Origin of the sequence: Mesorhizobium sp. YC-39, from assembly GCF_025753795.1 — a bacterium.
Lineage (GTDB): Bacteria > Pseudomonadota > Alphaproteobacteria > Rhizobiales > Rhizobiaceae > Mesorhizobium.
Genome location: NZ_JAOWPS010000002.1, coordinates 67,437 through 94,338, shown reverse-complemented (window position 1 = coordinate 94,338; position 26,902 = coordinate 67,437). Strand labels below are relative to the sequence as shown.

The 26,902-nt window shown below is 62.4% G+C and carries 29 protein-coding genes; 15 read left to right on the top strand and 14 right to left on the bottom strand.

All coding sequences use genetic code 11. The features are described 5' to 3' along the window. Positions 1-56 precede the first annotated feature (56 nt). A complete protein-coding gene (locus tag OHD62_RS09910) occupies positions 57-971 on the bottom strand; it encodes a LysR family transcriptional regulator (RefSeq protein ID WP_263782436.1) in 915 nt (304 codons plus the stop codon). A 128-nt stretch (positions 972-1,099) separates the two neighbouring features. Between OHD62_RS09910 and OHD62_RS09905 the strand changes: the two genes are divergently transcribed. Then, entirely contained in the window at positions 1,100-2,122 is a 1,023-nt protein-coding gene (locus tag OHD62_RS09905) for a zinc-dependent alcohol dehydrogenase family protein (RefSeq protein ID WP_263782435.1), read from the top strand. A 32-nt stretch (positions 2,123-2,154) separates the two neighbouring features. On the opposite strand, the gene OHD62_RS09900 is transcribed toward OHD62_RS09905, so the two are convergent. The 4 genes from OHD62_RS09900 to OHD62_RS09885 form a co-directional block, all read right to left on the bottom strand. After that, positions 2,155-2,862 carry an LssY C-terminal domain-containing protein gene (locus OHD62_RS09900; RefSeq protein WP_263782434.1) on the bottom strand — a complete coding sequence of 236 codons (708 nt, stop codon included), beginning with the start codon at positions 2,860-2,862 and terminating at the stop codon, positions 2,155-2,157. Between the two features lie 73 nt (positions 2,863-2,935). Beyond that, a complete protein-coding gene (locus tag OHD62_RS09895; RefSeq protein WP_263782433.1) occupies positions 2,936-3,751 on the bottom strand; it encodes an extensin family protein in 816 nt (271 codons plus the stop codon). 110 nt (positions 3,752-3,861) lie between these two features. After that, positions 3,862-4,845, bottom strand: a complete 984-nt coding sequence (locus OHD62_RS09890) for an extensin family protein (protein WP_263782432.1) — start codon at positions 4,843-4,845, stop codon at positions 3,862-3,864. Between the two features lie 76 nt (positions 4,846-4,921). Beyond that, a complete protein-coding gene (locus OHD62_RS09885) occupies positions 4,922-5,347 on the bottom strand; it encodes a DUF3775 domain-containing protein (protein ID WP_263782431.1) in 426 nt (141 codons plus the stop codon). A 225-nt stretch (positions 5,348-5,572) separates the two neighbouring features. On the opposite strand from OHD62_RS09885, the gene OHD62_RS09880 reads away from it, so the two are divergent. Both OHD62_RS09880 and greA read left to right on the top strand, forming a co-directional pair. Further along, positions 5,573-6,112, top strand: coding sequence for a tetratricopeptide repeat protein (locus OHD62_RS09880; protein WP_263782430.1), 540 nt, complete (start codon positions 5,573-5,575; stop codon positions 6,110-6,112). Between the two features lie 286 nt (positions 6,113-6,398). After that, positions 6,399-6,872, top strand: coding sequence for a transcription elongation factor GreA (greA, locus tag OHD62_RS09875; protein WP_008877613.1), 474 nt, complete (start codon positions 6,399-6,401; stop codon positions 6,870-6,872). 5 nt (positions 6,873-6,877) lie between these two features. Here the strand turns inward: greA and waaC are convergent, their stop codons facing one another. From waaC to rfaD, 3 genes are read right to left on the bottom strand one after another with little or no spacing between them, the layout of a single operon-like run. After that, positions 6,878-7,852, bottom strand: coding sequence for a lipopolysaccharide heptosyltransferase I (waaC, locus tag OHD62_RS09870; RefSeq protein ID WP_263782429.1), 975 nt, complete (start codon positions 7,850-7,852; stop codon positions 6,878-6,880). Beyond that, entirely contained in the window at positions 7,849-8,856 is a 1,008-nt protein-coding gene (gene waaF / locus OHD62_RS09865; protein ID WP_263782428.1) for a lipopolysaccharide heptosyltransferase II, read from the bottom strand. Before waaF ends, waaC begins: the two co-directional genes overlap by 4 nt. Next, a complete protein-coding gene (rfaD, locus tag OHD62_RS09860) occupies positions 8,829-9,779 on the bottom strand; it encodes an ADP-glyceromanno-heptose 6-epimerase (protein ID WP_263782427.1) in 951 nt (316 codons plus the stop codon). Before rfaD ends, waaF begins: the two co-directional genes overlap by 28 nt. A gap of 162 nt (positions 9,780-9,941) precedes the next feature. On the opposite strand from rfaD, the gene OHD62_RS09855 reads away from it, so the two are divergent. The 5 genes from OHD62_RS09855 (at position 9,942) to OHD62_RS09835 (ending at position 13,910) form a co-directional block, all read left to right on the top strand. After that, on the top strand, positions 9,942-10,307 hold the full coding sequence (locus OHD62_RS09855; protein WP_263782426.1) for a hypothetical protein: 366 nt from the start codon (positions 9,942-9,944) through the stop codon (positions 10,305-10,307). 88 nt (positions 10,308-10,395) lie between these two features. Further along, positions 10,396-11,028: a LysE family translocator gene (locus OHD62_RS09850; RefSeq protein ID WP_263782425.1), complete on the top strand. Its 633-nt coding sequence runs from the start codon at positions 10,396-10,398 to the stop codon at positions 11,026-11,028. Positions 11,029-11,190: 162 nt separating this feature from the next. After that, positions 11,191-12,684, top strand: coding sequence for a D-glycero-beta-D-manno-heptose-7-phosphate kinase (rfaE1, locus tag OHD62_RS09845; protein WP_263782424.1), 1,494 nt, complete (start codon positions 11,191-11,193; stop codon positions 12,682-12,684). Positions 12,685-12,691: 7 nt separating this feature from the next. Further along, the gene (locus OHD62_RS09840) at positions 12,692-13,264 is read left to right on the top strand and encodes an SIS domain-containing protein (RefSeq protein WP_263782423.1); all 573 of its coding nucleotides are present in this window, start codon (positions 12,692-12,694) and stop codon (positions 13,262-13,264) included. Continuing rightward, complete coding sequence (locus OHD62_RS09835) at positions 13,257-13,910, top strand: HAD-IIIA family hydrolase (RefSeq protein WP_318528593.1); 654 nt, start codon at positions 13,257-13,259, stop codon at positions 13,908-13,910. The genes OHD62_RS09840 and OHD62_RS09835 overlap by 8 nt, the downstream gene beginning before the upstream one ends. Here the strand turns inward: OHD62_RS09835 and OHD62_RS09830 are convergent. Next, a complete protein-coding gene (locus OHD62_RS09830; RefSeq protein ID WP_263782422.1) occupies positions 13,907-14,377 on the bottom strand; it encodes an Lrp/AsnC family transcriptional regulator in 471 nt (156 codons plus the stop codon). The genes OHD62_RS09835 and OHD62_RS09830 overlap by 4 nt on opposite strands. 252 nt (positions 14,378-14,629) lie before the next feature. Between OHD62_RS09830 and trxB the strand changes: the two genes are divergently transcribed. After that, positions 14,630-15,604, top strand: coding sequence for a thioredoxin-disulfide reductase (trxB, locus tag OHD62_RS09825; RefSeq protein ID WP_263782421.1), 975 nt, complete (start codon positions 14,630-14,632; stop codon positions 15,602-15,604). Between the two features lie 97 nt (positions 15,605-15,701). Continuing rightward, positions 15,702-16,598 (top strand): LysR family transcriptional regulator, encoded by an 897-nt coding sequence (locus OHD62_RS09820; protein ID WP_097572801.1) that lies wholly within the window; start codon positions 15,702-15,704, stop codon positions 16,596-16,598. Positions 16,599-16,671: 73 nt separating this feature from the next. Here OHD62_RS09820 and OHD62_RS09815 read toward each other — a convergent pair whose 3' ends face one another. The 3 genes from OHD62_RS09815 to OHD62_RS09805 all read right to left on the bottom strand — a co-directional run bounded on the left by OHD62_RS09815 (position 16,672) and on the right by OHD62_RS09805 (position 21,130). Beyond that, the gene (locus OHD62_RS09815) at positions 16,672-17,169 is read right to left on the bottom strand and encodes a methyltransferase family protein (protein ID WP_263782420.1); all 498 of its coding nucleotides are present in this window, start codon (positions 17,167-17,169) and stop codon (positions 16,672-16,674) included. Positions 17,170-18,001: 832 nt separating this feature from the next. Continuing rightward, positions 18,002-20,053 (bottom strand): elongation factor G, encoded by a 2,052-nt coding sequence (locus OHD62_RS09810; RefSeq protein ID WP_263782419.1) that lies wholly within the window; start codon positions 20,051-20,053, stop codon positions 18,002-18,004. Between the two features lie 210 nt (positions 20,054-20,263). Beyond that, positions 20,264-21,130 carry an alpha/beta fold hydrolase gene (locus tag OHD62_RS09805; RefSeq protein WP_263782418.1) on the bottom strand — a complete coding sequence of 289 codons (867 nt, stop codon included), beginning with the start codon at positions 21,128-21,130 and terminating at the stop codon, positions 20,264-20,266. Positions 21,131-21,331: 201 nt separating this feature from the next. Between OHD62_RS09805 and OHD62_RS09800 the strand changes: the two genes are divergently transcribed. Continuing rightward, the gene (locus tag OHD62_RS09800) at positions 21,332-21,913 is read left to right on the top strand and encodes a methyltransferase family protein (protein WP_263782417.1); all 582 of its coding nucleotides are present in this window, start codon (positions 21,332-21,334) and stop codon (positions 21,911-21,913) included. Between the two features lie 62 nt (positions 21,914-21,975). Next, entirely contained in the window at positions 21,976-22,371 is a 396-nt protein-coding gene (locus OHD62_RS09795; RefSeq protein ID WP_263782416.1) for a cupin domain-containing protein, read from the top strand. 68 nt (positions 22,372-22,439) lie between these two features. On the opposite strand, the gene OHD62_RS09790 is transcribed toward OHD62_RS09795, so the two are convergent. Next, positions 22,440-23,642, bottom strand: a complete 1,203-nt coding sequence (locus OHD62_RS09790) for a pyridoxal phosphate-dependent aminotransferase (RefSeq protein WP_263782415.1) — start codon at positions 23,640-23,642, stop codon at positions 22,440-22,442. A 199-nt stretch (positions 23,643-23,841) separates the two neighbouring features. On the opposite strand from OHD62_RS09790, the gene OHD62_RS09785 reads away from it, so the two are divergent. From OHD62_RS09785 to OHD62_RS09775, 3 genes are all read left to right on the top strand, one after another. After that, positions 23,842-24,729, top strand: a complete 888-nt coding sequence (locus tag OHD62_RS09785) for an EAL domain-containing protein (protein WP_263782414.1) — start codon at positions 23,842-23,844, stop codon at positions 24,727-24,729. Next, the gene (locus tag OHD62_RS09780) at positions 24,726-25,580 is read left to right on the top strand and encodes an EAL domain-containing protein (protein WP_263782413.1); all 855 of its coding nucleotides are present in this window, start codon (positions 24,726-24,728) and stop codon (positions 25,578-25,580) included. The genes OHD62_RS09785 and OHD62_RS09780 overlap by 4 nt, the downstream gene beginning before the upstream one ends. 109 nt (positions 25,581-25,689) lie before the next feature. Beyond that, positions 25,690-26,301, top strand: coding sequence for a glutathione S-transferase family protein (locus OHD62_RS09775; RefSeq protein ID WP_263782412.1), 612 nt, complete (start codon positions 25,690-25,692; stop codon positions 26,299-26,301). Between the two features lie 301 nt (positions 26,302-26,602). On the opposite strand, the gene OHD62_RS09770 is transcribed toward OHD62_RS09775, so the two are convergent. Further along, a complete protein-coding gene (locus OHD62_RS09770; RefSeq protein WP_006338270.1) occupies positions 26,603-26,815 on the bottom strand; it encodes a cold-shock protein in 213 nt (70 codons plus the stop codon). Between the last annotated feature and the right edge of the window lie 87 nt (positions 26,816-26,902).

Here is a 26,902-nt window from a genome sequence, read left to right as displayed (position 1 = left end):
CGGCGTGGTCTTCGAAAATAGACGGCCGCCATTTTTCAAGATGAAGACTGTTCCATTCAGGTCGCATCCCAGGACGGCGACGAGAAATGCTCGACCAGGGCATCGACGACGACGCGGACCTTCGGCGTGAGATTACGCGTCACCGGCCAGACGGCGTGGACGACGATGTCTTCGACGAGACAGTCCGACAGTACCATTTCGAGTTCGCCGCGCTTGAAACTGTCGGCCGCCAGCCAGGTCGGCAGAAAAACGATGCCGCAGCCGGCAAGAGCGGCATCCAGCATTGGCTCGCCGTGACCGAGGACAAGCCGTGCCCTGGGCACGAATTTTCCGAGATGGCCGTCGGCATGTCTTATGGCCCAGGGGCGCACGACGCCGTCGCGACCGTAGCCGATGACACTGTGGTTGGCGAGATCCTCGATCGATCGTGGCCGGCCATGCGCTTCGAGATAGGCAGGGGCCGCGCAGATGGCCGAGCGCTGGGCGTAGATGCGACGCGCCGCAAGCGACAGGCTGTCATCGAGATCGCCCATGCGGACCGCCAGATCGATGCCCTCCTCGATCAAGTCGACGCGCCGGTCGTTGAAGGAGATTTCCACCGTCAAATCCGGAAATTTTCTGGAAATGTCGAACAGAACAGGGGCGACGCAGCGGCGACCGAAGGCCAGGGGCACGTCGACACGAAGCCGGCCGGAAGGCACCAGCCGACGCGCGGCGAGCAACGACTGGGCAGCCTCGATCTCGGCGAGTGCCCTGACGCAGGCTTCGTAGTACCCCAAACCTTCGCTGGTCGGGCTGAGACTGCGGGTCGTGCGGTTGAGCAGGCGAACGCCCAATCGCTGTTCCAGCTGCGCGATCGATTTTCCGATCGCCGACTTGGTCACATGCAGCCGTTTGCCAGCGTCAGTGAAGCTGCCGGCCTCGACCGCTTGGACGAATGCGAGAATGCCTTGCAAGCTAGCCGGTTCCAATGACGCCCTCCAATTGTAGAGTCTTATTCCCTAATTCGTTTCCAAATATGCCGCATGGAAGCGCTTTTCTCCATAGTGAAACGGCGTAAATGTCCGACTTGGCCACCAATCGCGGAGCGCGGAACGAGATGAGCACTGACATCAACAGATCCTGGCAAATGACAGGCTTCGGCCTGCCCAAGCTGCGGAGAGCGGAAGGAACGGTTCCGGAGCCCGGTCCGCATGACCTTCTGGTGCGGATCAAAGCCGTGTCGCTGAACTACAAGGACAGGATGATCGTGGACGGCGTGCTGATCCCGGACCTCACCTTTCCCTTCGTACCAACGTCCGATGCGGTCGGCGAAGTGGTGGCCGTCGGACGTGAGGTCAGTCGTTTCCGGGTCGGGCAGCGCGTGCTTGGCCAGGTGATCGCCGATTGGCCGGATGGCGACGCGCCGCCGGTGCTGCACAAACATACGCTAGGGTCGTCGCTGCCCGGCACGTTGTCCGACCATGTGCTCTTGCGCGACGATGCCGTCGTTGTAGCGCCGGCGTCGCTGAGCGATGCCGAAGCCTCGACGTTGCCGATTGCGGCGCTGACGGCGTGGTTCGCTCTGGTCGAGGCGACAAGGCCGATACCGGGCGAAACCGTTCTCATCCAGGGTACTGGCGGCGTGTCGCTGTTTGCGCTCCAGTTCGCCGCCGCCTTCGGCCTGCGCGCCATCGTCACATCCAGCAGCGACGAGAAGCTTGAGCGGGCAAGGAAACTTGGCGCCTGGCAGGCGATCAACTATCGCACTCAGCCGGCATGGGACGAGGCCGCGCGCGCGTTGACGGATGGCGTCGGTGTCAAGCACGTGCTTGAAATGGTTGGCGGCGACAATGCACGGCGATCGCTCAACGCGCTGGGCGCTGACGGGCGGCTGTCAGTCATCGGCCTGCTGGGCAGCATGGAGCTCAGTTTTCCGATCCTGCCCTTCATGCGCAACCGGATTGTCGTGCAGGGCATATCGATTGGTCATCGCCGCGCCTTCGAGCGGATGAACCAGGCGGTCGAGACGCTTGCCATCAAGCCGGTGATCGACAAGGTCTTCAGCTTCGACGAGGTGCCGCAGGCATTCGAACGTCTTGAGGCGGGACCGTTCGGCAAGATCGTGATCGCCATGTCCTGATTCCGGATCCATAACATCCCGGTTCCGCCCGCTCATGGCAGTTGCCGCAATATGCCGATCACCGCCTTGCCGTCGGTGAAATAGGGGTCGCCTTCGCCGTTCCGCCCGGTCCTGGTCGCACCGATACCAGGAATTTCGCTGGTCGAGATCAGCATGCCAGCGGCGGAAAGGTCGTGGATCAGGGAATCGCGCTCGGCGTCGATGTCCGGGCCGATATGGTGGGTGATCGCGCCGGTGTCGTGGCTGAGGCCGACGCCGCGGTCGAAGCTTGCCGAACCCAGCCACAGCGGTCGGCCATCGTCGCCGGTCGTATCGGTATGCCAGAAGCGGACATGATGACGCTGGTCGGCGCTGCCGCCGACCGGTTTTTCAAAGGCCAGATCCTGGGCGCGGCCTTCGAACAGCAGCCGGCTGACTGGCGCGTCGGGATAGGGGCGGCCGAACAGCACGCTTTCGCCGATCTCGATCGCGGTCTTCAGCGTGACGGCGTCGGCGGTGTCCCAGCCGGCAACGGCGAAGGCGTGGACGAGCTCCTTTTCGGTGCCGACAAGGCCGACATTGATCGGATCCCCCGGAATGCCTTGCGGCGTGTACGTCACCATCTCGAAGCTGTGGGTGCGGAAGTTGCGGTCGCGGAATGTCCAGAATTCAGGCGCGGCGAAATAGGCGAGCACGAGATAGAAGGCCAGGAATGCCACCAGCCAGGTCGTTGCACGTCGTTTAAGGCTTCGTTGGCTCACGAAATCCACCCACGCGATATCACATCACTTTACGTGGGGTCGCGGCGCTTGGGCAGAGGGATCCACTATGGTTTCAGCGGCAGGCGCGGTAGCCGTTCCTGCGGTTCTTGATGTCGAAATGGAAATGGTTGCGGTGGTCGTAATTGTAGCCAGGGCCGAGCACGGTGGTGAAATACTGGCAGCCGTCGGCGCGCACATTGTTGAGGAAGCCGCGCGTGCGGAAGGCGAACAGGCCGGGCTTGCGCACGTCGATGTCGTCGCCATTGTTGAGCTCGATGCTCATGACGTCGAGCGCATTGCCCTTGCCGTGCTCCGACAGCACGCCTTCGCCGGCGATCCGGCGGCAGGAATAGCTCGAGCCTTGATGGATGGTCTTGACGCCCGAGAAATAACGCCAGCGGGCGGCGGGAACGAGTTCGTTCTTTGTCCAGCCGGCGAAAGTGGCGGCCATATCGCAGGTCAGCGTCGCGGCCGGCTTCATCTGGATGCTGCCGATGGCCGAGACCTTGACGGGATAGTCGATGCCGCACTGGCCCTCGTGGATGGGCGCCAGATCGGTGTAGACGACATCGAGGCGTTTCAGCTGCTGGCGGCAGTCGGTCTCGCTGGCCGGCATCTGCTCGACAGGCGACATCGGGTCATCCATACGCGGATAGGCGGCCGTCATCATGTCGGGATTGGATGGGACGAGCCTCTGCATACCGGAATATTGCGGTACGGCGGCTGTCTGGGAGCCGACGTCGACGGCTGGCTGCAGCGAAAGCACGCTGCCGGTATTGCAGGCCGAAACCGCGGCAAGGGCAAGCCCGGCGGCTAGGCCGCCGGCGGCCACTCGCACGCGCCTCGATTGCCGCGCGAGCACAGACGCCGCGCGAAATATCCCGTCCATCGGTGGAATCCCTTTCCAGATAGCCGGCATTTTAACGATCAAGGGTAAAGGAAAACTCAGCGCCGGTGTTCAGGCCTGCGGCCAAATTGCGGCACGCGGGCCTACTATGGTCACTGGCAGAAAGTGCCGTGGTGGCGGCGCGGTTCGAGGTCGAGGTGGAAATGCAAGGCGTGGTCGGCATCAGCGCCTGGCCCCAGCACGGTCTTGAATGGTCCGCAGGCTGCCTTGCGCACGGCATTGAGGAACTTGCCGTCCTTCTCCGGCGGCGCCGGGCCAATTTCGATCTTCTTGCCGTCCGAAAGCGTGAAGCTCGATATGTCGAGCGCGTTGCCGAAGGCGTGTTCCGACAGTTTCCTGGTGCCGTTGCGCGGCCGGCAGACAAAGGCGGATGCCTGGCTGATCGATTTCAAATCGGCGCCGAATTCGGCCTTGGCAGCGGGCTGGATGACATCGGCGGCAAAGCGCGCGGCAGCCTCGGCCATTTCACAGTTGAGCTCGGTCTGCGGGCCGATGGCGATCGATTTGCCGAGCGTCTTCAACATGATCGGATAGGGGATCGAGCAGCCGATTTCCGGATTGTGCTCGGGCTTGTGTTCCTCGAAGTCGACGCCCATCGATTTCAGCCGCCGCCGACAGGCAAGTTCCTCGTCCGGCATTTTTCCTTCCGGCAGGTCGGCCGAACGCGGATCGGGCAGCATTTTTTCCTCTTGCGCCTCGGCCGGCTTCTCCGGCGGTTGCGGGGCAATCGGGGGCGGTTGCGCCTCGGGTTCTGCTTCAGTCGGCTTTTCGGTCGGCCTTGGAGCATTTGCCGATGGTTCCGGGCGGGGGTCCTTGTGCTGGCCGGACTTCTGGCTGGGTTCGTTTGTCGCGGGTTGATCGGGCTTTGGCGCGTCAGCGGGGCGCGGCTCAGGAAGCGGCACGTCGGCCGGAGCGTCTTTTTGCGCAGGCTGCGATTGATTGAGCACCGGGACGGGTACGGTTTCAGGCAATTTCGGAGACTTGGCCAAGGCCGCTCCGACGAACAGCGTCGCCGCCGCCAAAGGCAGCGCCGCCCCGCTCAATCCGGCCAATCTCATAAGGGTCAGCGCCGCCATCCGTCGCTAACGGCGGGCGACCACGGAAGTTGCCCGAAATGAGCGCGTGGGCCGATCACAATCAGTAACTGCAGCGTTACGCGCCGATCGCTTCCAGCCCTTCCTCCAGCCAGTCGGCGAGCAGCGGCATGCCGAGCAGATATTTGGCGGTGCGCTTATTGGCGCGCTCGCGTGCGGCCGCCAGCGCGTCCGCCCATTCCGAGGCGTCATAGTCGCCGCGGCCGACCCAGGCGAGTGCGACGAGTTCGGCGGCCTCGTCGACATTGAGGTCGTTGATCAACTCGCGCAGCTCTTCCTCGGTGAGGTTTTCCGAACTTTCCTCGGCCAAGCCGTCATGATGGTGGTTGTCGTGGGCCTCACCGTCGAGTTCTATCTCGTGCTCGGCGCCATCGGCATAGTCTTCGTTGACGGCGGCGCTGAGCGCCTTTGCCTTGAGGATGAACAGGCGCACAGTGTCGGGACCGATCGAAAGCTCCCATTCCCTTTCAAGGCGCTGCTGCACTGGCCTTTCTCCGCATACTCCGTTTTGCCGGATGATAGCGAATTTGCAGCGCGCGTCACGTCACGTTCGGCTCGCAGCCTTATCTTTGGCAAATTCCCGCGGACCTGACTGCATGTCAGCTTCGATCGGAGGAGCGAGGGTTGGTTGTCGGTTCCCGGCTTTTTGCGGGATGAAATGGCTTGCGCCCGGCGTTAATGTTGCATTGTTCTTCTCAAGGAGGCTTCGATGCGCAGACGATTGCTGATTCAGGTCATGGCTGTTGCGGCTCTGCCGCTCTTTGTGGTGCCCGCCTTCACGGCTGGCGAGGGCGGAGGCGGTGGTAGCGGCGGAAGCTCCACGCAATGCAAGAAGGGCCAGGTCTGGGACAAGAAGAAGCAGAAATGTGTCGCGCCGAAATACGGCATGCTGGACGACAACAATATCTATGAAGCGGGCCACGACCTGGCGATGGCCGGGCGTTATGACGAGGCGATCGCCGTGCTCAGCCTGGCCGCCAACAAGCAGGATCCGCGTATCCTCAACTATCTCGGCTATTCGCATCGCCATTCCGGCCGCGTGATCGTCGGTCTTGGCTACTACGAGGAAGCGCTGCGCATCGATCCCGATTATACGCTGGTGCGCGAATATCTCGGCGAAGCGCATCTGCAGATCGGCGACCTGGCAGGCGCCCAGGAACAGCTCCGCGAGATCGAAAAGCGCACCGGCAAGGGATCGCGCGAATACGGCATGCTGTCCGAGCAGATCGACCATTTCATGAGAAGCTGATTCTATTCCCAATACTCCTCAACCGGCCGCGAGCTACCGCGGCCGGTTTTTTTGTCGCCTCCCGCTCCGCCAGCCTCGCTGCCGCGACGGCATTTCCACAAATGGCGGACGAATTTTTGAAAACCCGACTTTTTGGGCGTGAAAACCGCGCAAAGATTGCTATATCTTGGGAAATTGTGGTGAAACGGTTCCGTTAGCCCGAGGCTGCCGGACCGTTTTCTTTTTGTACCCATCGACAAGGTTATCCCCGAACATGCGGGGGTGGCGGCAGGAAAGGTCAGGCATCATGAACAAGGTCCCGATGACAGGCGAGGGGTTCGCGTCATTGAAGGAAGAACTGCGTTGGCGTCAGCAGGAAGAGCGCCCGCGCATCATCGAGGCGATCTCCGAAGCGCGCTCGCATGGCGACCTGTCCGAAAATGCTGAATACCACGCGGCGAAAGAGGCGCAGAGCCTCAATGAGGGCCGCGTCAACGAGCTCGAGGACCTGATCGCGCGAGCCGAGGTGATCGACGTCACCAAGCTTAGCGGCGACAAGGTCAAGTTCGGCGCCACGGTTGTGCTGGTCGACGAGGACACCGAAGAGAAGAAGACCTACCAGATCGTCGGCGACCAGGAGGCGGATGTGAAGTCCGGCCGCATTTCGATCTCCTCGCCGATCGCGCGCGCGCTGATCGGCAAGGAAGTCGGCGATGCGATCGAGGTCAACGCGCCCGGCGGTGCACGGGGGTATGAGATCGTCCAGGTGCAGTTTATTTAGGGCCTCTACGCCGCGGCCTGCGATTTGAGTTCTAGCAGCCTTTCGGCTTCCGCTATCACCGCGTCCGGGCCCATGCGTCCGCCGGGCTGGGCCAAAAGCGTCGACGAGAATGGTCCGCGCGGACCTGTCAGACCCGGCTCAGTCGCCAGAAAGACGGCGACCGTCGGCAGGCCGAAGGCGCTGGCGAGATGGGTCAGGCCGGTGTCTGCGCCGATCACCAGGGTTGACCGGCCGATGAGCGCGGCGATCTCGGCAAGCGGTGATTTCGGCACAAGTTCGGCCTGCGAGACCGCCTTGGCGATTGCTTCGGCCACCGCTTTTTCAGCCTCGTTCGACCAGGTGGTGACCGGTGTGATCCCCCTTTCGACCAGAAGTCGGGCGGTTTCGATCCAGTCTCCAACCGGCCATTTCTTGTCCTCGCGGCTGGTGCCATGCAGCAGGAAGGCGGTTTTTTCGCCGACAAGGGTCGAACCGCCAGCCGGCGGCTGAATGCCTGATCCGAGTGCTGAAAGATCCGGCTCGTAGCCAAGCGCCAGCCCGAACAGCCGCCTTGTCCGCTCGATGGCATGCAGGTCGCGAGGCACGGTGTAGCGGCGATCATAAAACAAGGCGGCCTTCGGTTCGCGCGCACTCGGACGGTCGAAGCCGGCAACCGGTGCTGCTGCCTGTTTCGCCACCAGGGCGGATTTCAGCAGACCTTGCGCGTCGATGACGAGGTCATAGCGGCCGGCTCGCAAGGCGCGGCGCAAGCCCGCCGCCTCGCGCCAGGTTTCGCGGTCGAGCAAATTCTTGCGCCAGCGCCTGATAGCGACCTTGTGAATGGTGCCGATCGCCGGATGCAAGGCGACGATGGCGGCAAAAGCCTCTTCCACGCACCAGTCGAATGAGATTTCGGGCCTGTTGCGGCGCGCATCCTCGACGGCCGGAAAGGTGTGGATGACATCGCCCATCGAGGATGTCTTGACGATCAGCACCTTCATGCGGTGGCCGGCATTTCCAGCAACCGATCCGCCGCCGCCGCGACCCGTGCGACCTCGAGCGTCTTCAGGCAGTTGAGATGGCCGAGCGGGCAGACCTTCTTATGGCAAGGCGAACAGGACAGGCCGAGCCACACCAGTTCACGCCTTTCCGCCAGCGGCGGCGTGTTCTCGGGCGAGGTCGAGCCGTAGACCGCAACGATCGGCGTGCCGACCGCGGCGGCGACATGCATCAACCCGCTGTCATTCGACACGGCGAGCCTGGCGGCGGCGATCAGGTCAATGGCGTCCTCCAGGCGTGTCTTGCCGGCAAGGTCGACAACGCCTGGCGCAAGTGTGGCGATTTCCGCGGTCACGTCGGTGTCGTTCCTAGAACCAAACAGCGCGACCTCGAAACCTCTGCCCATGAAGTCGCGGGCAAGGCCGGCATAGTGTTCGCTCGGCCAGCGTTTGGCCGGGCCGAATTCGGCGCCAGGCATCAGTGCGACGAATTTCTCCGCCTCCAGACCGAACCGGCCGAGCAATGCCGCCTGGTTCGTTGTGTCGACGGAGAGCCGGGGGGCGCGGAAATTTCCACCTTGGGCGAGGCCGAAATAGGCCTGCGCCGTACGCCGCTTCACCGCGTCGGGCAACGGCACAATGTCGGTCAGCAGTCCGTAGCGCATTTCGCGCAAATTGCCGACACGACGCGGAATGCGGGCAAAGTACGGGATCAGCGCCGATTTCCAGCTTCCCGGCATGACATAGGCGATGTCGTAGCGGCCGCGCAGCAGCCGTCCGAAGCGCCGGCGGATGCGGAATTCCAGCGCGCCGGATTTCAGCGGCAGGTCGATCTGCTGGCGTATTTCGGGCATGCGTGCGACCAGCGGTGCCGCCCATGCAGGCGCCAGCACATCGATCGCGGCATTCGGGTGAAGCTCTTTCAGCGCCGAAAACAGGCACTGCGCCATGACCATGTCGCCCACCCAGCGTGGGCCGATCACGAGGATCGTTGGGCTTTCAGCCATTCGACATAGTCTCTGACGCCGGTTTCCACTGTGCGAAATTGGCCATTGTAGCCGGCTGCGCGCAACCGGGACATATCAGCTTGCGTAAAACTCTGGTAGCTGCCCTTGAGGTGGTCGGGGAAGTCGATGAACTCGATCTGCCCTTGGCCCAGCGTGTCGATCACCGTTTCGGCGATGGCGCGGAACGGCTGGGCGCGGCCAGTGCCGCAGTTGAAGATGCCGCTCGAGCCCCGCTTCCACAGCCACAGGTTGACGTCGGCGACATCGCCGACATGGATGAAGTCGCGGCTCTGCTCGCCGGGCCCGAAACCGCCATGGGCGCCGAACAGCTTCGGGTTCTGGCCTTGCTCGACCTGGTTGAACAGATGGAAGGCAACCGAGGCCATGGCGCCCTTATGCGCCTCGCGCGGTCCGTAGACGTTGAAATAGCGCAGGCCCGCTACTTGCGAATGGTCGGTATTGAAGACGGTGCGGCGGACATAGTCGTCGAACAATTTCTTGGAATAGGCATAGACGTTGAGCGGCCGCTCATATTGCGGCTCCTCGCGAAACTCGCTGCCACCGCCATAGACCGACGCCGAGGAGGCGTAGAGGAAGGGCACGCGCAACGCCAGGCAGGCATGCAGCAGCCGCTTGGAATAGGCGTAGTTCACCTCCATCATATATTTACCGTTCCACTCGGTGGTGGTCGAGCAGGCGCCCTGGTGGAAAACGGCTTCGATGCGGCCGAGGTCCCCAGCCTCTAGCCGAGCCAGGAAATCATCCTTGTCGAGGTAGTCGGCGATCTGGAGATCGGCGAGGTTGGCGATCTTGTGCCCGTCGGTGAGATCGTCGACGACAAGAATGTCGGTGAGGCCTTCGGCGTTGAGCGCGGCGACGATGTTGGAGCCGATCATGCCGGCGCCGCCCGTGACGATGATCATAAAGGCCTCTAGTTTTGTTTGCCGATTCCGGCCCTTATAAGGGAGGTTGGCAGGGCTGTCGATAAAGCAGGCAGGGGCTGGGCTGAGAGTAGCAAGGACTGATGAATGACACGAGATTCTTCAGGAACTATGCCAACCGATAGGCACGGCGTGGCAGTGTTCGTGGGTTCCTACGTCCGGATACTGTCTCTCCCGGACGAAAATTATGGAAAACCGATCGAAGAGGCGCGCAGGTCATCGATCGGACGCATTTGCCGAATTGTTGAGCCATACGAAGGAACATCGACGAATGGCATTCAAATCGGCAGCGGCGAATTTCGGCTGCACTATGCGCCCCTTTCTCCGGATGGTATCCAAGGAATTTCGTTTTACGCGGCTCCGAGAGACATAGAGGTCGTCGCAACTACAGAGGAAATGCTGCTCCTGTATAGCGAGGACATCTGGCAACTTGTCCGGCCTTTCGGTGAAAGGCAGGACACCCCGACTTTCGAGCGATTGGTGGCAGCGTTCGGGTTCTCAGAAATTTGAGAATCCTGGACTCAATTCGGCGCGGAGCCATGGAACCTGATCCCCGATCGACTTGATCTCCGCAGTTCTCTCCACAGGAGCAAGGCAAATGCCGTCGACCGAACTGCTTATCGCCTTCTTCGCCACCACCGCGATCTTCGCCTATATTCCTGGCCCGGCCATGCTTTACGCCGCCGCGCAAACCATGGCGCGCGGGCGCTGGTCCGGGCTGACGGCAGCGTTCGGCATCCATCTCGGCGGCTATGTGCATGTCATCGCCGCCGCGGCGGGACTATCGGTGCTTTTCCACGCCGTGCCGACGCTCTACGTGGCGGTCAAGCTGGCCGGAGCGCTCTATCTGATCTGGCTCGGCATCTCGCTGTTCCGCGCCAGGGCAGAAGGCGATGCCATCATCCCGGGCATTGAGCCGAAATCCGCCCGCCGCGCCTTCTTCGAGAGTATCGCGGTCGAGGTGCTCAATCCCAAGACAGCGATCTTCTTCATGGCGTTCCTGCCGCAATTCGTCGATGCGTCGGCGGCATTTCCCGTCTGGCTGCAGTTCGTCGTGCTCGGAACGATCGTCAATCTGATGTTTTCCTCGGCGGATGTCGTGTGCGTGTTCTTGGCCGGCGCCGTGATCGGCAGGCTACGGCGCTCCAGCCAGGCGCAGCGCCTGATGCGGCGGGCTGGGGGCGCGGTGCTCGTCGGATTGGGCGTTCATGTCGCCTTGCAGAAAAGCTGATCCGTCGACCGGCGTTGGCCGGAACCGCCCGCCGCCCGCCGTTGCGCTGTGCGGAATTGCGGTATATCGGCTTCGCCATGAAAGACCGGCCCGCCGGTTTATTCTTTCGGCGAATGGTTCCACGAGCATTGAGATCGGCTCTTCCCGCGCGTTGCAAATGACATGATCAAACACGATCCGCCTTCTCCCGAACCCTTGCACCGCGCCATTTCCCGGTTCGGCAATGTGACCGTGCTGGTGGTCGGCGACTTCATCCTCGACCGTTTCGTCAATGGCGTGATCGAGCGGATTTCGCCCGAAGCGCCGATCCCGGTGCTGCATGGGCGTGGCGAGATGCTGGCGATGGGCGGCGCCGGCAATGTCGTCTCCAATATCGTTTCGCTTGGCGCTGCCGCCATACCGGTTTCAGTGATCGGCGACGACCATGCGGGCAACAATCTGATAGGCATACTGGGAGAGCTGGGCGTCGGGACCGATGGCCTTGCGCGGGACCACGAGCGCATGACCTCGTCGAAAAGCCGTTTCAGCGCGCTCAACCAGCAAGTGCTGCGCTTTGATGAGGAGGAAATCAAGCCGTTGAGCGACACGGAGCGAGTGACGCTGATCGGGCATTTCCGCGCAGCGCTGGCGCAAGCCGACATCGTCATCCTGTCCGATTACGGCAAGGGCATATTGCTCGACGGCGTCGCCGGTGAGCTGATTTCGATTTGCCGTGAAGCCGGCAAGCCGGTTCTGGTCGATCCGAAGGGCCGCGACTATGCGCGCTATGCCGGGGCAACCGCGATCACGCCCAATCGCAAGGAACTCGGCGAAGCCGTCGGACGCGCGGTTTTTGCCGATGACGAGATCGTCACTGCTGCGCGTGAGCTGATCTCGGCGCACGGCTTCGACTTCGTCGTCGCGACGCGCAGCGAAAAAGGCATGAGCGTCGTTGGGGCGGAGGATGCCCGGCACATCGCCACGCAGGCGCGGGAAGTGTTCGACGTTTCAGGCGCCGGCGACACCGTCATCGCGACGTTTGCATTGGCCTTGGCAGCAGGCGCCGACCGCGTCATGGCCGCCTCCCTCGCCAATGCCGCGGGCGGCGTGGTGGTGGGAAAGCGTGGTACGGCGCGGTTGACGGTCGAGGAATTGACCGGCGCTCTGTTTCGCTCGCACGGACCGGTCGCCCATCACAGCGCGATCCTCGATGCCGCCGCTGCCGCAAGGCTGGTGGCGACGTGGAAGAACGAGGGCTTGAGCGTCGGTTTCACCAATGGCTGCTTCGACATTTTGCATGCTGGCCATGTCAGCCTGTTGCATGCGGCGCGCAGCCAGTGTGACCGGCTGGTTCTGGGCCTCAACAACGATGCCTCGGTGCGCCGGCTAAAGGGGCCGGGACGCCCGGTCAACGATGAGCATGACCGCGCCTGCGTGCTGGCCGCGCTTGCCTCGGTCGACGCCGTCGTCGTTTTCGAGGAGGACACACCGCTCGCGCTGATCGAGGCTTTGCTGCCCGACATACTGGTCAAGGGTGCGGACTACACCGTCGACACCGTGGTTGGCGCCGATGTGGTGCAGAAGGCCGGCGGGCGTGTGGTGCTGGTCGACCTCGTCGCCGGCAAGAGCACGACCGGCACTATCGGCAAATTGCGTGCCGGTGGCACTGCCAATTGAGGAATTCATGTCCGAACTGAACAACTATCTGGCCCGCTCGGCAGCCGCGATCTCGGCGATGGTCGAGCGCGACCTCTCCGGTGAGATGGAGCGCGCGGTGTCGGCCGTCGTCACCGCACTTTCGTCGGGAAAGGCACTGCTGATAGCCGGCAATGGCGGCTCGGCCAGCGACGCCATCCACATCGCCGGCGAACTCGTTGGCCGCTTCCTGAAGGAGCGCAAGGCCTACAACGTCATCGCGCTGCCGGCCAATGCGGCGGTGCTGACCGCCTGGGGCAATGATTACGGCTTCGATACGGTGTTTTCGCGCCAGGTCGAGGCGCATGGCGCGGCGGGTGCGGTGCTGCTTGCCATCTCGACCAGCGGCAATTCGCCGAGCATCCTGGCCGCCGCCGAACAGGCGCGCATGATGGACATGACGGTGATCAGCCTGACCGGCGACACCGGCGGCAAGCTCAAGCCGCTCTCCGATATCCTGCTCAACGTGCCCTCGACGTCGACACCGATCATCCAGCAGGGGCATCTGTGTCTCTATCATCATCTGTGCGAGATGGTCGAAGCGCGCCTCAGCGATGGCTGACAAAGCGGTGACGCCGCACCCGCTGGTGGAGCCGGGTCTCTGGGTGGAGCGGATCGGCGATAGGGTTTTTCCCGAGCGTTTGCCGGCGCTGTTCCTCGACCGTGACGGCACCATAAATGTCGATACCGGCTATCCCGACGATCCAGCCGACATCGTCCTGCGGCCGGAAATACTACCGGTGATCCGAACGACCAATCTTGCCGGCCTTCCCGCAATTATCGTGTCAAACCAGTCGGGCATTGCGCGCGGCTACTTCGGCTGGCCTGAATTCGCCGCCGTGAATGCCAGGCTGCTGGCACTTCTCGAAGCCGAGCAATGCCGTATCGACATAGTGCTTGCCTGTGCCTACCATTCGAGCGGCACGGGTGAACTGGCAATAGGCGATCATCCGATGCGCAAGCCCAATCCCGGCATGCTTTTGCGTGCTCGTGATCTGTTGGGTGTCGACATCGGTCGATCGATTATCGTCGGCGACAAGGCTGACGACATGGAAGCCGGTCGAAGGGCTGGGCTGGTGGAAGGCTGGCTGGTCGGCGGCAGGTTCAACAAAAAGGCCCCGGACGGCAGTTTTACGACGCGCAAGCTGATGACGGGCAATGATTACCGCAGACTATGCGATGTAATTGCCGGGTTGGGCGTGGCTTAGAACGCCACCAGACCTTCGTCCTTGACCCGGCGGATCGTCAGCGCTGTCCGCACCGTATCGACGTTCGGCGCCGAGGCCAGTTGCTCGATGACGAAGGTCTGGAAAGTGCCGAGATCGCTCGCCACGCAATGCAGCAGGAAATCGGATTCGCCCGACACCATCCAGGCGTCGCGCACGATCGGCCAGCCGCGCGTGCGCTCGGCGAAGGTCTTGAGCTCGGCATCGGCCTGGTGATGCAGGCCGATAAGGCAGAAGGCGACGACGTCCATGCCAAGGGCCGGCGCATTGAGCAGCGCGCGGTAGCCGCGGATGATGCCGGCCTCTTCCAGCCGCCTGACGCGGCGCAGGCATGGCGGCGCTGAAATGCCGACGCGGCTGGACAGTTCGACATTGGTCATGCGCCCGTCCTGCTGAAGCTCGCGCAGGATCTTCCAGTCGATGGCGTCGAGGTCGGCTTTGATCGGCATGGATTACCTTCGGCGCTTCGCGCAAGAATCTTTCGTGATCCTGTAATTAAACGACTTCGGTATCTCGCTTCAATCGGCGATTTTCTCGCAGTCACCGCGCAAGTTGTTCATGGATCGTCTGTTTGCGCCGAAGCTTTCCGGGGACGAAGGTCAGGTCGTCTTGCTGGCGTCGTCTGCAACACCTAGATTAGGCGCGATATCGTTCCCTGTGCCGGACGCCCGCTCGCGTCCGGTTGTTGTGAAAGCCCGTCCATGAGCAGCAAGCACGCACCCGTTCTCATCATCGGCTCCGGCCCCGCCGGCTATACGGCGGCGATCTACGCTGCCCGGGCCATGCTGAAGCCCATGCTGGTCGCCGGCCTGCAACAGGGCGGCCAGTTGATGATCACCACCGATGTCGAAAATTATCCGGGCTTCGCCGATCCGATCCAGGGTCCTTGGCTGATGGAACAAATGCTCAAACAGGCCGAGCATGTCGGCACCGACGTCGTCAACGACATCATCACCGAGGTCGACCTCAATGTGCGACCGTTCCGCGCCAAGGGCGATTCCGGCACCATTTACACCGCCGACGCCTTGATCATCGCCACCGGCGCGCAGGCGAAATGGCTGGGCATTCCGAGCGAGCAGACCTTCATGGGCTTCGGCGTGTCGGCCTGCGCCACCTGCGACGGCTTCTTCTATCGCGGCAAGGATGTCGCGGTGATCGGCGGCGGCAATTCGGCGGTGGAGGAGGCGCTCTACCTCTCCAACCTGGCCAAGAGCGTGACGGTCATTCACCGGCGGAGCGATTTCCGCGCCGAGCGCATCCTGCGCGAGCGGCTGTTCAAGAAGGACAATGTCCGCGTCATCTGGGACACGGTCGTCGACGAGATCACCGGCCAGCCCGGCAAGATGCCGCTGCCGCCGTCGGTCGAAGGGCTGAGGCTGCGCAATGTGGCAACCGGTGAGGTGACGCATCTGCAGGTCGACGGCGTGTTCGTGGCGATCGGCCATGCGCCAGCGGTCGAACTGTTCGCCGGCAAGCTGAAGCAGAAGCCGAATGGCTATCTGTGGACAGCGCCGGATTCGACCCGCACCGACGTGCCGGGCGTGTTCGCCGCCGGTGATGTGACAGACGACATCTATCGCCAGGCGGTGACCGCGGCAGGGCTTGGGTGCATGGCTGCGCTCGAGGCGGAAAAATATCTCGCCGGTATAGAGGTTCACCGCGAAGCGGCGGAGTAAAAAGTTCAAGAAGCGGCTGAGGAAAGCCGTGCAAAAGCCTGATTTTTCATTCAGGAGCTAAAAACAGGCAGACGCCAAAGAAAGAACGAGGGGCACCATGGCGTTGGACTGGGACAAGCTACGCGTGTTTCACGCTGCGGCGGAAGCTGGGTCGTTCACCCATGCGGCCGAGACCCTGCATTTGTCGCAATCGGCGATCTCGCGGCAGGTCAGCGCGCTCGAACATGACGTCGGCGTGCCGCTGTTCAACCGTCACGCCCGCGGCCTGGTGCTGACCGAGCAGGGCGAGATGCTGTTTCGCACGGCACATGACGTGCTGATGAAGCTGGAGACGATCAAGTCGCGGCTGACCGAGACCAAGGACAGGCCTTCGGGCGTGCTCAGGGTGACGACCACGGTCGGGCTTGGCGCCGGCTGGCTGACCGAACGCGTGCAGGAATTCATCGAGCTCTATCCCGAGGTCAGCCTGCAACTCATCCTGGCGAACGAGGAACTCGACCTGACCATGCGCCAGGCCGATTGCGCTATCCGGCTGCGCCAGCCGCAACAGCCGGACCTTATCCAGCGCCGCCTGTTCACGGTGCATTTCCATCTCTACGCGGCACCTTCCTATATCAACAAATTTGGCAAGCCGGCTTCGATCTCCGAGCTGAAGAGCCATCGCATCGTGACCTTCGGCGTGCCGGTGCCCGCGCATCTGTCGGAGCTGAACTGGCTGGAGACGGTCGGTGATTTCGAAGGCGGGCAGAGGGTGCCGACGTTGCAGATCAACGACATATTGTCGATCAAGCGCGCGGTGCAGGGCGGTGCCGGCATCGCCATGCTTCCCGACTATGTCATCTCCAAGGATTCGGGACTGGTGCAATTGCTGCCGGAGACCGAAGTGCCTTCCTTCGACACCTATTTCGCCTATCCCGATGCGATGAAGAACCAGGCGAAGCTGCATGTCTTTCGCGATTTCATTATTGCGAAGGCGCGAAGCTGGTCGTTCTAAGGGCATGTCGATATTCAGGTGATGCCGGCCTGACCTGAATCTCAACGCACCCCGAAACGGCGCGGTTTCCGGCTCACCCGCGCCACGGCGTCAGGCGGGGTAGCCAGCCGGGCACGGCGCGGCGGTAGGCTTCGTAGTCGGCGCCATAGCGGCGGGCAAGCGTCGGTTCCTCATAGAATTTCACGAACGAGACCATGGCGGCGGCGGCAATGACGGCGTAGGCGACAAGAGCCAAGCTCGAAAACAGCAGCGCCTGGCCGAGGGTGATCGACAGCACCGCCACATACATCGGGTTGCGGACATGGCGGTAGATGCCGCCGACGACCAGTCTTTCGGTTGGCGCAACCGGGGCGGGCGTGCCCAAACCCTCCAGGGCAAAGCGGGCAAAGGCATGAAGCAGCAAGGCTGCGGCAGCGACGATCAGAACCGAGCCGATCGGTGCAAAGCCGGGCACGGTCGACCATGGCAGACGATAATGATCGGTCAACAGCCAAGGCACCAGTCCCGCGACCATGCCAGGCGCTACAATGAAGAACAGTGCGCTGCCGGCAATCGCCTGACGTGTCCGCACCGATGCCTCCTTGCCCGATTGCCGTAAAAATGAACGCGCACTGCCCGATTCCACGTCATTCGCCGTTTTCTGCATTTTCGGTCGGGAATCAATTCCGATACGCTTCTCCCGTTGCGATTCCGGCTCGCTACGCGCTGCATTTCGACGATTCTGCTGGTCCTATGGGCCCAAGGAATGGGTTAGACCACAGCCTGCCTCTTTTTGCATGCGAGTGTTGCAAAATAGATGCTTGTTTCTTGGGCATGATGAGCACATATATAGTCCATCTCCTGGGCGCGTTCTCCTCCCATTAGCGCCCTCGAGTGTTCCCCTCTGGAGGTTAGCCTTAACAGGCACTTCCAATCAAACTCAGCCGGATCTTCGTTGATCCGGCTTTTTTGTTGCCTGAAATCTGCAGTGCTCGGAAAAACGACCGAAATTATCGCGTAACAGTGACATGTAACCCCAGGTAACATGTTGCAGACACGCAGTATCGAGTAAGCAGACGATAGGACGCGGTGTGGTTCGTGCGGGAGATGGGGGCATCACTCGAACGATCCGGGCTCAGGCGGCTACCGCGTCCGAACCAATTCCACCGCCGACGCCATCGGGCGCTGGCGGCATGTGCGGCGGACCTGCCGTTTCGCCTCCCACGAAGACGGTCCGCAAGAGAGCGGCGTCCGGATCATCCCGGACGCCGTTTCCTTGTGTTTAAAGCGCGTCGCGTCTGATGGGATTGATGCGACGCGCTTAAGTCTTGTTTTGATGCATGTCGTTATCCCAAAACCGCTGCGCACTTTTGGGCGACATGCATTACCTGGCCGGTGCAACACCACCGCAAAGGCCGGAGCCGTCAGGCGGCCTTGCCGTTGGCATTCATCGCCTCGTCGGCCAGGCGGCCGGTGAGTTCGGCCATATGGTCGAAGGCGGCACGATAGCTGGCGACGCCCGCGGTCGCCGAACGCAGCTCGATGATCAGGTCGCCGATCTCGGCCTGCGGCATGGTCGCCTCGACGACGTCCCATCCTGGCCAATCGGGCCTCGCGTCGTAGCCGAGGATCTGGCCGCGCCGCTGCGGGATGAGCGCAATGATCTTCGAGGTCGCATCGGATGGCGTGACGATCTCGACCTTCATGATCGGCTCCAAAAGCACCGGCGAGCAGGCGGCCATGCCTTCCTTCATCGCCAGCTTCGCTGCCATCTGGAAGGCCATGTCCGACGAGTCCACCGCATGGTAGGAGCCGTCGGACAGGTTGACGGCGACATCGACCACCGGGAAGCCGAGCGGGCCGGACTTCAGATAGTCGCGCACGCCGGTCTCGACCGACTGGATATAGGTCTTCGGCACGACGCCGCCGGTGATGGTGTCGGTGAACTGAAAGCCGGAGCCGCGCGGCAGCGGCTTGATCTCGATCACCACGTCGCCGAACTGACCATGGCCGCCCGACTGCTTCTTGTGGCGGCCGCGCTGCTGCGCCGGTTTGCGGATCGTCTCGCGATAAGGCACCGCCGGCGTATGGCCCTCGACCGGGATCTGGTTCTTGCCTTCCAGCCGCTCGCGCACGACGCGCAGATGCATCTCTCCATGACCCGATAGTACTGTCTCGGCCGAATCCTGATTATGGCGCAGGCTGAGCGAGGGATCTTCCTCGGCAAGGCGCTGGATGGCCGCCGACATCTTGACCTCATCCTTGCGTTCCTTTGGCCGCAGCGCGAAGGCAAAGACCGGTTGCGGCGGTGTCAGCGCCACCAGTGGCCTGATGCCTCCCTTGGCCGAGCTCAGCGTCTGGCCGGTCTTGACGTCGTCCAGCTTGCCGAGCGCAACTGTGTCACCGGCCTTGGCCGAGGTGAGCTTGGTCTGGTCCTTGCCGAGCATTCTGTAGATGCCGGACACTTTTGCCGTGTCGCCATTCGAGAGGTAGAGCTCGGAAGCGTCGGCGAGCTGTCCGGAAAGGATGCGCGAAACCGACAGTTTGCCGCCATGCGCGGTGTGGATGGTCTTCATCACCTGGACCACGGTGGCATTGCCATCGGGTGCGCCGAGACGCTTGCGGGTCGCCTCTATGTCGGGTGCGTCATGGCGGAGCGTCTTCAGCAGGCGCAGCACGCCGTTGCCCTTCTCGGCGGTGCCGATCAGCACCGGCGTCACCGCGCCGGCGCGCAGGTCGGCGGCAAGGTCGTCGAAGATCGCGTCCTTCGGTGGCTCGATCTCTTCGAGCAGCTGCTCCATCAACTGGTCGTCGTGGTCGGCGAGCGTTTCCAGCATGGAGAAGCGGGCCTCCAGCTCGCGTGCCTTCTCGTCGCCCGGAATCTCGGCGACCTCGCTCTCGGCATATTCGCGATAGATATAGGCGCGCTCCAGCGCAAGATCGATCGAGCCGATGACGACGCCATCCTTGCGCAGCGGAATCTGGCGCAGCAGCAAAGGCAGCGAGCTTGCCGGCTGCAGCATCTTCAGCGTGTCGCGTACGCCTGCTATCGCCTTGTCGACCTTGTTCAGGAACAGGATGCGCGGCACGCCAAGATCGTCGAGCTTGCGCATGATGAGCTGCAGGGCAGGGATCTTCTTTTCGTCGGCTTCCGCGACGACCACGGCGATGTCGCAGGCGGCCAGCACCGGCTCGGCCTCGAAGGAAAATTCGATGGAGCCGGGACAATCGACGAAGGTGAGCTGCTCGCCCATGAAATCGGTGGTGGCGACGGTCGCCTCGACGCTCATGGCGTGGGCGCGTGCCTCGGGCGAATGATCGGAAACGGTGTTTCCCGACGAAACGGGATTCTGGCGGGGGATGGCGCCCGTGCGGGCGAGTATTGCTTCGAGAAGTGTCGTCTTACCGCTTGCGAAGGGACCGACTATGGCAATGCATTTCGGTCCCGTGCGTCGTCCTCCGGCGCGAGTTCCCATGACTGACCTCCACTCAGGCGTTTCCCTGGGAGCGGCGGCCGGCCTGTCGACCGTCGCGGGCGGGGCTTGTTTAGTTCGCCACCTACCCGAAAGCATCGTCCCACGGGTTAGCCGGCAGGGCAAGAGATTTGAGGGGGGCGGTGTACCGCTGACGTTACAACCACGGACGCAGGGTGGGCAAATTTCCGTGAGGGAGATCAGCCCGCTTGATCAACCCGCTTGGGTTCGGCGCGGCGCCATAGTGGTTTCGTCCACGCCCTGCCTCGCCACTGTCTCGACAAAGCGCGCCAGCAGCGGATTGAACAGGTCCGGACGCTCCCAGAAAGGAGCATGTCCGGCACCGGGGATGACATGGCAATGCTCCCATAGCGAACCGTAGGCCAAGGTCTCGAAATAGCCGAGCCGGACAAACGGATCGTTCTCGCCGTTGACGATCGCGACCGGAAATGCGGCGTGCTCGACCACCTGCTTCTGGTCGGCGCCTTTGCCGGTGACCATGCCGCGCGTCACCGCGGAACGCAGCCGGCCGTCGGTGCGCAGGATAACCTCGCGGAACGAAGGATCGGCAGTGTCGCCGAAGCACAGCGTTTCGAAGCGCTCGGCATCGCGGTCGGAGTAAATCTTCTTGGACGCGAGCAACATGTCCCAATGGGCATGGAAGCCACGCAGCATGCCAAATGGTCCTTTCGACACTGGCGGCGCGCCGGTCAGCATCAGTCCGGCGACCGCCCGGTGAAAGCTCGCGAGCTCGATGGCGACATGTCCGCCGAGCGACCAGCCGAAGACGACGGCGCGGTCGATCCCCATGATGTCGAGGAGCTGAGCAGCCGATTGAGCGAGGCCGGCAATCGTATAGGCAGTTGCAGGGTCACGGGCGTCGGACGATTCACCATGGCCGGGAAGGTCGAAGGCGATCAAACGGTGCGCGGCAGCCAAGGGACTGTCGAACTGTCGCGCGAATACGGCGCGCGAACTGCCCGAGCCATGGATCAAAACAATGGGAATGCCGGAGCCCGACGACTGGCTGAGGCGCAAATCCGCTTGCTCGGTGCGGACCGTCCGGTGGGAAACGACCATGCTGGATTAGACCCTCAGATTGCCTGACGGCCAACATCGCATTCTGCTGTCACTATGTTGTTTAGGTTTGTGGTTAAGAAAGGATTTCTCTGCGGCAACAGCGTATGATGAGCGAATCTGTGGGCGGGAGCATGTTTTAAATCCAGGCATTTCCAAAAATCGATGCCGATTTTCGGGCTGATGCGACAACCAGGGATTCCGATGATGGACGGTGCGCTCGATCTTCTTGTCTCAATCAGCAGCATCGTGACGCTCGGTCAATATGCCTGGTCCATGCGCGCCCATTTCCAGTCGCCGACCATGCCTCCAGGCGCCATGATCGTTTCCGCCGTGGTGATCGGCGTGGCGGTGTTCTTTATGGCTATCCTGTGGATCGAGCGGCAGCCGGTGGCGGCGAAGCTCGGCGGGCTCGCCATCGAACTGGTAAGCTCGGCCCTGTTCTGGTGGGCGATCGTCATTTCCCGCAAGGCGCGGCTGCGCTTCGCATTCGACGCCGACAATCCCGACAGTCTGTTGACCGACGGACCTTACGCCTATGTCCGCCATCCGTTCTATGCGTCCTACATCATCTTCTGGATCGGATGGGGCATCGCGACCTGGTCGATCTGGGCGGTGGTGCCTGTCGCCGGGATCATCGCGATCTACACGATCGCCGCGCTGGACGAAGAGAGGAAGTTTTCGCGCACGGCGCTCGCCGGCGCCTATGATGCCTATCGCGCACGCACAGGCCTGTTCTGGCCGCGCTTGAACCGTGATTGGCGAAGCCTCCGGCTGCGGGCTTGAGCAGCCGGTTGCGCCATGGCGGGTATCGGACGAAACTGCCGCCAGCCTGAGGACTGTCGACGATGAAGATTATTACCTGCGGCAGCGTGCCGACCATCATTGCGCCGGAGAAATATTTCACCGGCCGTGTGTTGCAGACGCCGATCATCGAGAAGGAGGCGCCGGCCCGCCTCAGGGCCGTGATGGTCAGCTTCGAGCCTGGCGCGCGGACCCACTGGCACACGCATCCGCTCGGCCAGACGCTCTATGTCATATCAGGCGCCGGCCTCGCGCAAAGCTGGGGCGAGCCGGTACAGGAGATCAGGGCTGGCGACGTCATCTCCTTCGCGGCAGATGAAAAGCACTGGCATGGCGCCGCCCCGAAATCGGCAATGGCGCATATCGCCATGCAAGAGGCGCTCGACGGCGTCCATGCCGACTGGCTGGAGAAAGTGACCGACGCGCAGTATGGCGGCTGAGCCTTCCAGAGCCGATATAAAAAATCCGGCCGTACGGCCGGATTTTCATTTTTGCAACAATGTATTGATCAGGTCAGCGAGGCGGTGAAGCGCTGGATGCGCGTGCAGGCCTCCTCCAGCAATGTCTCCGACGTGGCATAGGAGATGCGGAAGTTCGGGCCGAGGCCGAAGGCCGAGCCGAACACGACCGCGACGCCCTCCGCTTCGAGCAGTTCCGAGCAGAAAGTCTCGTCGTTGTCGATCACCTTGCCGGCTTTGGTCTTCTTGCCGATCAACTGCGCGCAGGACGGATAGACGTAGAAAGCGCCCTCCGGCGACGGGCAGGAAATGCCGCGCGCCTGGTTGAGCATCGACACGACAAGATCGCGCCTGGCCTGGAAGATAGCCTTGTTCCTGGCGACGAAATCCTGCGGGCCGTTCAGCGCCTCGACCGACGCCCATTGGGCGATGGTGCAGGCGCCGGAGGTCTGCTGACCCTGGATCATGTCCATTGCCTTGATCAGCGGCACCGGGCCAGCCGCATAGCCGATGCGCCAGCCGGTCATGGCATAGGCTTTCGACACGCCGTTCATGGTCAGCGTGCGCTCGTAGAGCTTGGGCTCGACCTCCGCGATGGTCTTGAAAACGAAGTCGCCATAGATCAGATGCTCGTACATGTCGTCGGTCAGCACCCAGACATGCGGATGCTGCAAAAGCACATCGGCCAGCGCCCTGAGCTCCGCCCCGGTGTAGGCAGCACCGGACGGATTGGACGGCGAGTTCATCAACAGCCATTTGGTGCGCGGCGTGATCGCCTTTTCCAGGACCGCCGCCGTCAGCTTGAAGCTGCTGTCGATGGAGGTGTCGGCAAAGACCGAGGTGCCGCCGCAGATTGCCACCATCTCGGGATAGCTGACCCAATAGGGCCGCGGGATGATGACCTCGTCGCCGGGATTGAGTGTCGCCATGAAGGCATTGAACAGGATCTGCTTGCCGCCGGTGCCGACGATGGTCTGCTCCGGCCTGTAGTCGAGATTGTTCTCGCGCTTGAATTTCTTCGCGATCGCCTCGCGCAGCGGTACGATGCCTGAAACCGGCGGATATTTTGTCTCGCCGCGACGGATCGCCTCGATGGCGGCCTCCTTGATGTTGTCCGGAGTGTCGAAGTCCGGTTCGCCGGCGCCCAGCCCGATCACGTCACGGCCCGCGTTTTTCAGCTCGCGCGCTTTCTGCGTCACCGCGATGGTCGCGGAAGGCTTTACGCGGGAAAGGGCGTCGGCAAGAAAGGCCATGGCAAGGTGTCTCCAAGAGTGTCGGCGCGGCCGAGGATGGCTGCGGCGCCTCTCATGTCGCATCATTCCCTGAAGTGCAAGCGCAGTCGGATGAGCCAGGGCTCAAATCCTCGGCAACAATAAATTCATCAACGATGGGTAAACCCTTGAGTGGCAGGATCGCAATCCAATTTTGCCAGTCTCGCGGAGCGAGGAACCCTTGTCGCGCAGCATCGGGCTTGCCCATATCATCCGCCATGATGACGGCACCGCCAGCGGTGTCTGGGGCATCTACACGCTGCAAAGCGCCTTCCAGCCGATCTTCGCCTTTAAGGATGGTAAGCTTTCGGTCGTCGCCTTCGAGGGGCTGATCCGGCCCTTTCGCGATGGCGAGCCGCAACCGCCGATGAGTTTTTTCAGCACGTGTCCGGCGGCCGACCGCCTGCATATCGAGGCGCTGACAAGGACGCTGCACCTTTTGAACGCCGGCGCCTGCCTGCCGCGGGAGGCGTCCATCTTCATCAATTTCGACCCGTCGGTGTTCACCGACCGCGGCATCGCCGACAAGGCGCTGCGCGAGATGCGGTTGGTGCTGCACGAAGCGGGCATCGATCCGCACCGCGTCGTGTGCGAGGTGACCGAGCAGAAATCGGCATCGCAGGAAACCCTCTACAATTTCGTCGAGGCGCTCAGGGGCAATGGTTTTCGCATCGCTGTCGACGACTACGGCGCCGAAGAATCCGACATCAACCGCATCAAGGAGCTCAGGCCGGATATCGTCAAATTCGATGCCCAGTGGATCACGCAATTGATGGATTCCGGCGCGGGTTTCGCGCTGCTGACGGCGATGGTGGCAAGCTTCGAGGAACAAGGCATCCGCACCGTGTTCGAGGGCATCGAGGAGGGCTGGCAGCTTGAGCTGGCCGAAAAGTCGGGCGCCTCGATGGTGCAGGGGTTCACACTGGCGCGTCCCGAGCTTGCGCCGACCAGCTTTCACGTCTTCGGCAAGGACGGGCGGATGCCCGTCGCCAATGTCGGAGAGGCGCCGGCGCCCGTGGCATCTTCGCCGCGGCCGGCACGGGCTTTCGGGCGCCGGGTAGCACAATGAACGGGCGGCCAGACAGGCGGCGCAATGTCGGCGAGGCGATCTTTGCCGACGAGGTCGGGATCGAATACGGTGTCTATGGCGCATTCCGGCTGAGGAGCGCCTATCAGCCGATTTTCGCGCCGCGCGGCAGGTTTTTGCAGGCCGTTGCGGTCGAGGGCCTGATCGAGCCGCACCGTGCCGGCAGGCCGGTTGCGCCACCGGTGTTTTTCGAAAGCCTGCCCGCGGCCGATCGACTGTTCGTCGAGACGATGTGCCGGGTGCTGCATCTCAGGAACTTCCGCAACATCGGCGTCGACGGGCTCGACCTGTTCTTCAACTACAATCCACTGATCAACGATCACCCGGGGCGGGCGCTGGCCGAGATCAGGTTGATGACCAGGCACCTTGCCGATTTCGACCTGCATCCAGGCATGCTGATCTGCGAGATCACGGAGCAGGCGGCCGATGACGAGTTGCTCGTCAGCCTGGTGCGCGAGATGCGGCGTGACGGCATCCGCATCGCCATCGACGATTTCGGCACCGGGCATTCGACGGAAGAGCGGGTCGCGCTTGTCCAGCCCGACATCGTCAAGATCGACGGCACATGGTTCGCGGAATTCTGTCGCCATGCCGCCGCCGAACGATTTTTCCGGCCGCTGGTTTCGGCGCTGCACGACCGCGGCACCAAGGTGCTGGTCGAAGGGATCGAGCAGGCCGGCCATCTGCGCGTCGCACTGGATGGCGGCGTCGATCTCTTGCAGGGTTTTCATCTGGGGCGGCCGGCATTGGCCGGAACGATTTTCGACGAGGAGCCGCTGTCCATCGACAGGCTGCTCGGCATGGACAACAAGGTCATCCCGCTGTTCGGATGATCTGGTTCGGGTGATGCATCAGCGGCGCTGATGGTCGCGCCAAAACAAATCACTGGATCGGGCTGCCGCCGCCACCATAATTGCGTCGGAATGGCCGCAGGGGAACAGAATGACCATACTCTATGGAATGATCGACAGCGGCAATTGCTACAAGCCGCGCCTTTTGATGGCGAAGCTGGGCATCGCCTTTACCAATGTCGAGGTGAGCTCGCATACCGGTGATACGCGCAAGCCCGATTATGTCGCCAAGAACCCAAACGCCATGGTGCCGCTGCTCGAGCTCGACGACGGCAGGCGGCTTGCCGAATCCAACGCCATCCTGCTCTATCTCGCCGAAGGCACGCGCTTCCTGCCGTCCGACAAATACGAGCGCGGGCTGGCCTATCAATGGCTGTTCTTCGAGCAATACAGCCACGAGCCCTACATCGCGGTGCGCAAGGCGCTGCTGACTTTTCCGGAACGGGCCAGGGATGCGACGCCGGAGCGGCTGGCGGTAACGCTGGAGCGTGGCAACAAGGCGCTTGGCGTGATGAACAAATATCTGGAAGGCAACAGGTTCTTCGCCGGCACGGAGTTCAGCGTCGCCGACATCGCGCTCTATGCCTATACGCATACGGCCGAGATGGGCGGCTTCCAGCTCGACGCCTATCCGGCGGTGGCGGCCTGGCTGAAGCGGGTCGAGACGGACAAGGGGCACGTGCCGATAGAGTGGCTGCCTTAGGCAGGTGATTGGCAAAAGCTCAGGTGAAAGCGTCCTTCTCCCCGTATAGTGACGAGGAGAAGGACGCCGCCATTGCCGGTTTCGCCAATCGCCTGAAATCCGCGCAAACAAAAAGGCGGGACAAAATCCCGCCTTCCCATGCTTGGTAGCCTGACTGGAGCGTTTTGGCCGGGCCGGCAGCAATCTGCTGCTTCGACTGGTCGGGGTCTTTCCGCTCCGGCGCGCTTCTCGCGCGACCGTCAGTACATCCGTGACTTGCCGCGCGCCCCGGGCTCTCGCCCGGCGCACGCCATTTTCAAAATCAGGCTGCCTTGCTCAGAGATCCAGCGGACGACTTGCCAGTGCGGCGGTCCTGCTCGATCTCGAAGTTGATCTTCTGGCCTTCGACCAGGGTCGACAGTCCAGCGCGCTCGACTGCGGAGATGTGGACGAAAACGTCCGCGCCGCCCGCGTCAGGCTGGATGAAGCCGAAGCCCTTGGTGGAATTGAACCACTTGACCGTACCAGTTGCCATTTCGATAGTCCTTCACATTTGCTTTTATTTGACCAGACCGAAGTCCAGCCGGTGTGCATCGAGATTTTGGAGATAGACGTCAGCAAA

Bases quoted from the DNA above. Each gene is read 5' to 3' on its own strand.
- OHD62_RS09895 (WP_263782433.1), bottom strand. From the start codon at position 3,751: ATGGACGGGATATTTCGCGCGGCGTCTGTGCTCGCGCGGCAATCGAGG.
- OHD62_RS09805 (WP_263782418.1), bottom strand. From the start codon at position 21,130: ATGGTCGTTTCCCACCGGACGGTCCGCACCGAGCAAGCGGATTTGCGC.
- waaF (WP_263782428.1), bottom strand. From the start codon at position 8,856: ATGGCTGAAAGCCCAACGATCCTCGTGATCGGCCCACGCTGGGTGGGC.
- OHD62_RS09820 (WP_097572801.1), top strand. From the start codon at position 15,702: ATGGCGTTGGACTGGGACAAGCTACGCGTGTTTCACGCTGCGGCGGAA.
- OHD62_RS09770 (WP_006338270.1), bottom strand. From the start codon at position 26,815: ATGGCAACTGGTACGGTCAAGTGGTTCAATTCCACCAAGGGCTTCGGC.
- greA (WP_008877613.1), top strand. From the start codon at position 6,399: ATGAACAAGGTCCCGATGACAGGCGAGGGGTTCGCGTCATTGAAGGAA.
- OHD62_RS09880 (WP_263782430.1), top strand. From the start codon at position 5,573: ATGCGCAGACGATTGCTGATTCAGGTCATGGCTGTTGCGGCTCTGCCG.
- OHD62_RS09830 (WP_263782422.1), bottom strand. From the start codon at position 14,377: ATGCCGATCAAAGCCGACCTCGACGCCATCGACTGGAAGATCCTGCGC.
- OHD62_RS09810 (WP_263782419.1), bottom strand. From the start codon at position 20,053: ATGGGAACTCGCGCCGGAGGACGACGCACGGGACCGAAATGCATTGCC.
- OHD62_RS09840 (WP_263782423.1), top strand. From the start codon at position 12,692: ATGTCCGAACTGAACAACTATCTGGCCCGCTCGGCAGCCGCGATCTCG.
- OHD62_RS09795 (WP_263782416.1), top strand. From the start codon at position 21,976: ATGAAGATTATTACCTGCGGCAGCGTGCCGACCATCATTGCGCCGGAG.
- trxB (WP_263782421.1), top strand. From the start codon at position 14,630: ATGAGCAGCAAGCACGCACCCGTTCTCATCATCGGCTCCGGCCCCGCC.
- OHD62_RS09780 (WP_263782413.1), top strand. From the start codon at position 24,726: ATGAACGGGCGGCCAGACAGGCGGCGCAATGTCGGCGAGGCGATCTTT.
- OHD62_RS09850 (WP_263782425.1), top strand. From the start codon at position 10,396: ATGCCGTCGACCGAACTGCTTATCGCCTTCTTCGCCACCACCGCGATC.
- OHD62_RS09890 (WP_263782432.1), bottom strand. From the start codon at position 4,845: ATGGCGGCGCTGACCCTTATGAGATTGGCCGGATTGAGCGGGGCGGCG.
- rfaD (WP_263782427.1), bottom strand. From the start codon at position 9,779: ATGATCATCGTCACGGGCGGCGCCGGCATGATCGGCTCCAACATCGTC.
- rfaE1 (WP_263782424.1), top strand. From the start codon at position 11,191: ATGATCAAACACGATCCGCCTTCTCCCGAACCCTTGCACCGCGCCATT.
- OHD62_RS09775 (WP_263782412.1), top strand. From the start codon at position 25,690: ATGACCATACTCTATGGAATGATCGACAGCGGCAATTGCTACAAGCCG.
- OHD62_RS09790 (WP_263782415.1), bottom strand. From the start codon at position 23,642: ATGGCCTTTCTTGCCGACGCCCTTTCCCGCGTAAAGCCTTCCGCGACC.
- waaC (WP_263782429.1), bottom strand. From the start codon at position 7,852: ATGAAGGTGCTGATCGTCAAGACATCCTCGATGGGCGATGTCATCCAC.
- OHD62_RS09800 (WP_263782417.1), top strand. From the start codon at position 21,332: ATGATGGACGGTGCGCTCGATCTTCTTGTCTCAATCAGCAGCATCGTG.
- OHD62_RS09835 (WP_318528593.1), top strand. From the start codon at position 13,257: ATGGCTGACAAAGCGGTGACGCCGCACCCGCTGGTGGAGCCGGGTCTC.
- OHD62_RS09905 (WP_263782435.1), top strand. From the start codon at position 1,100: ATGAGCACTGACATCAACAGATCCTGGCAAATGACAGGCTTCGGCCTG.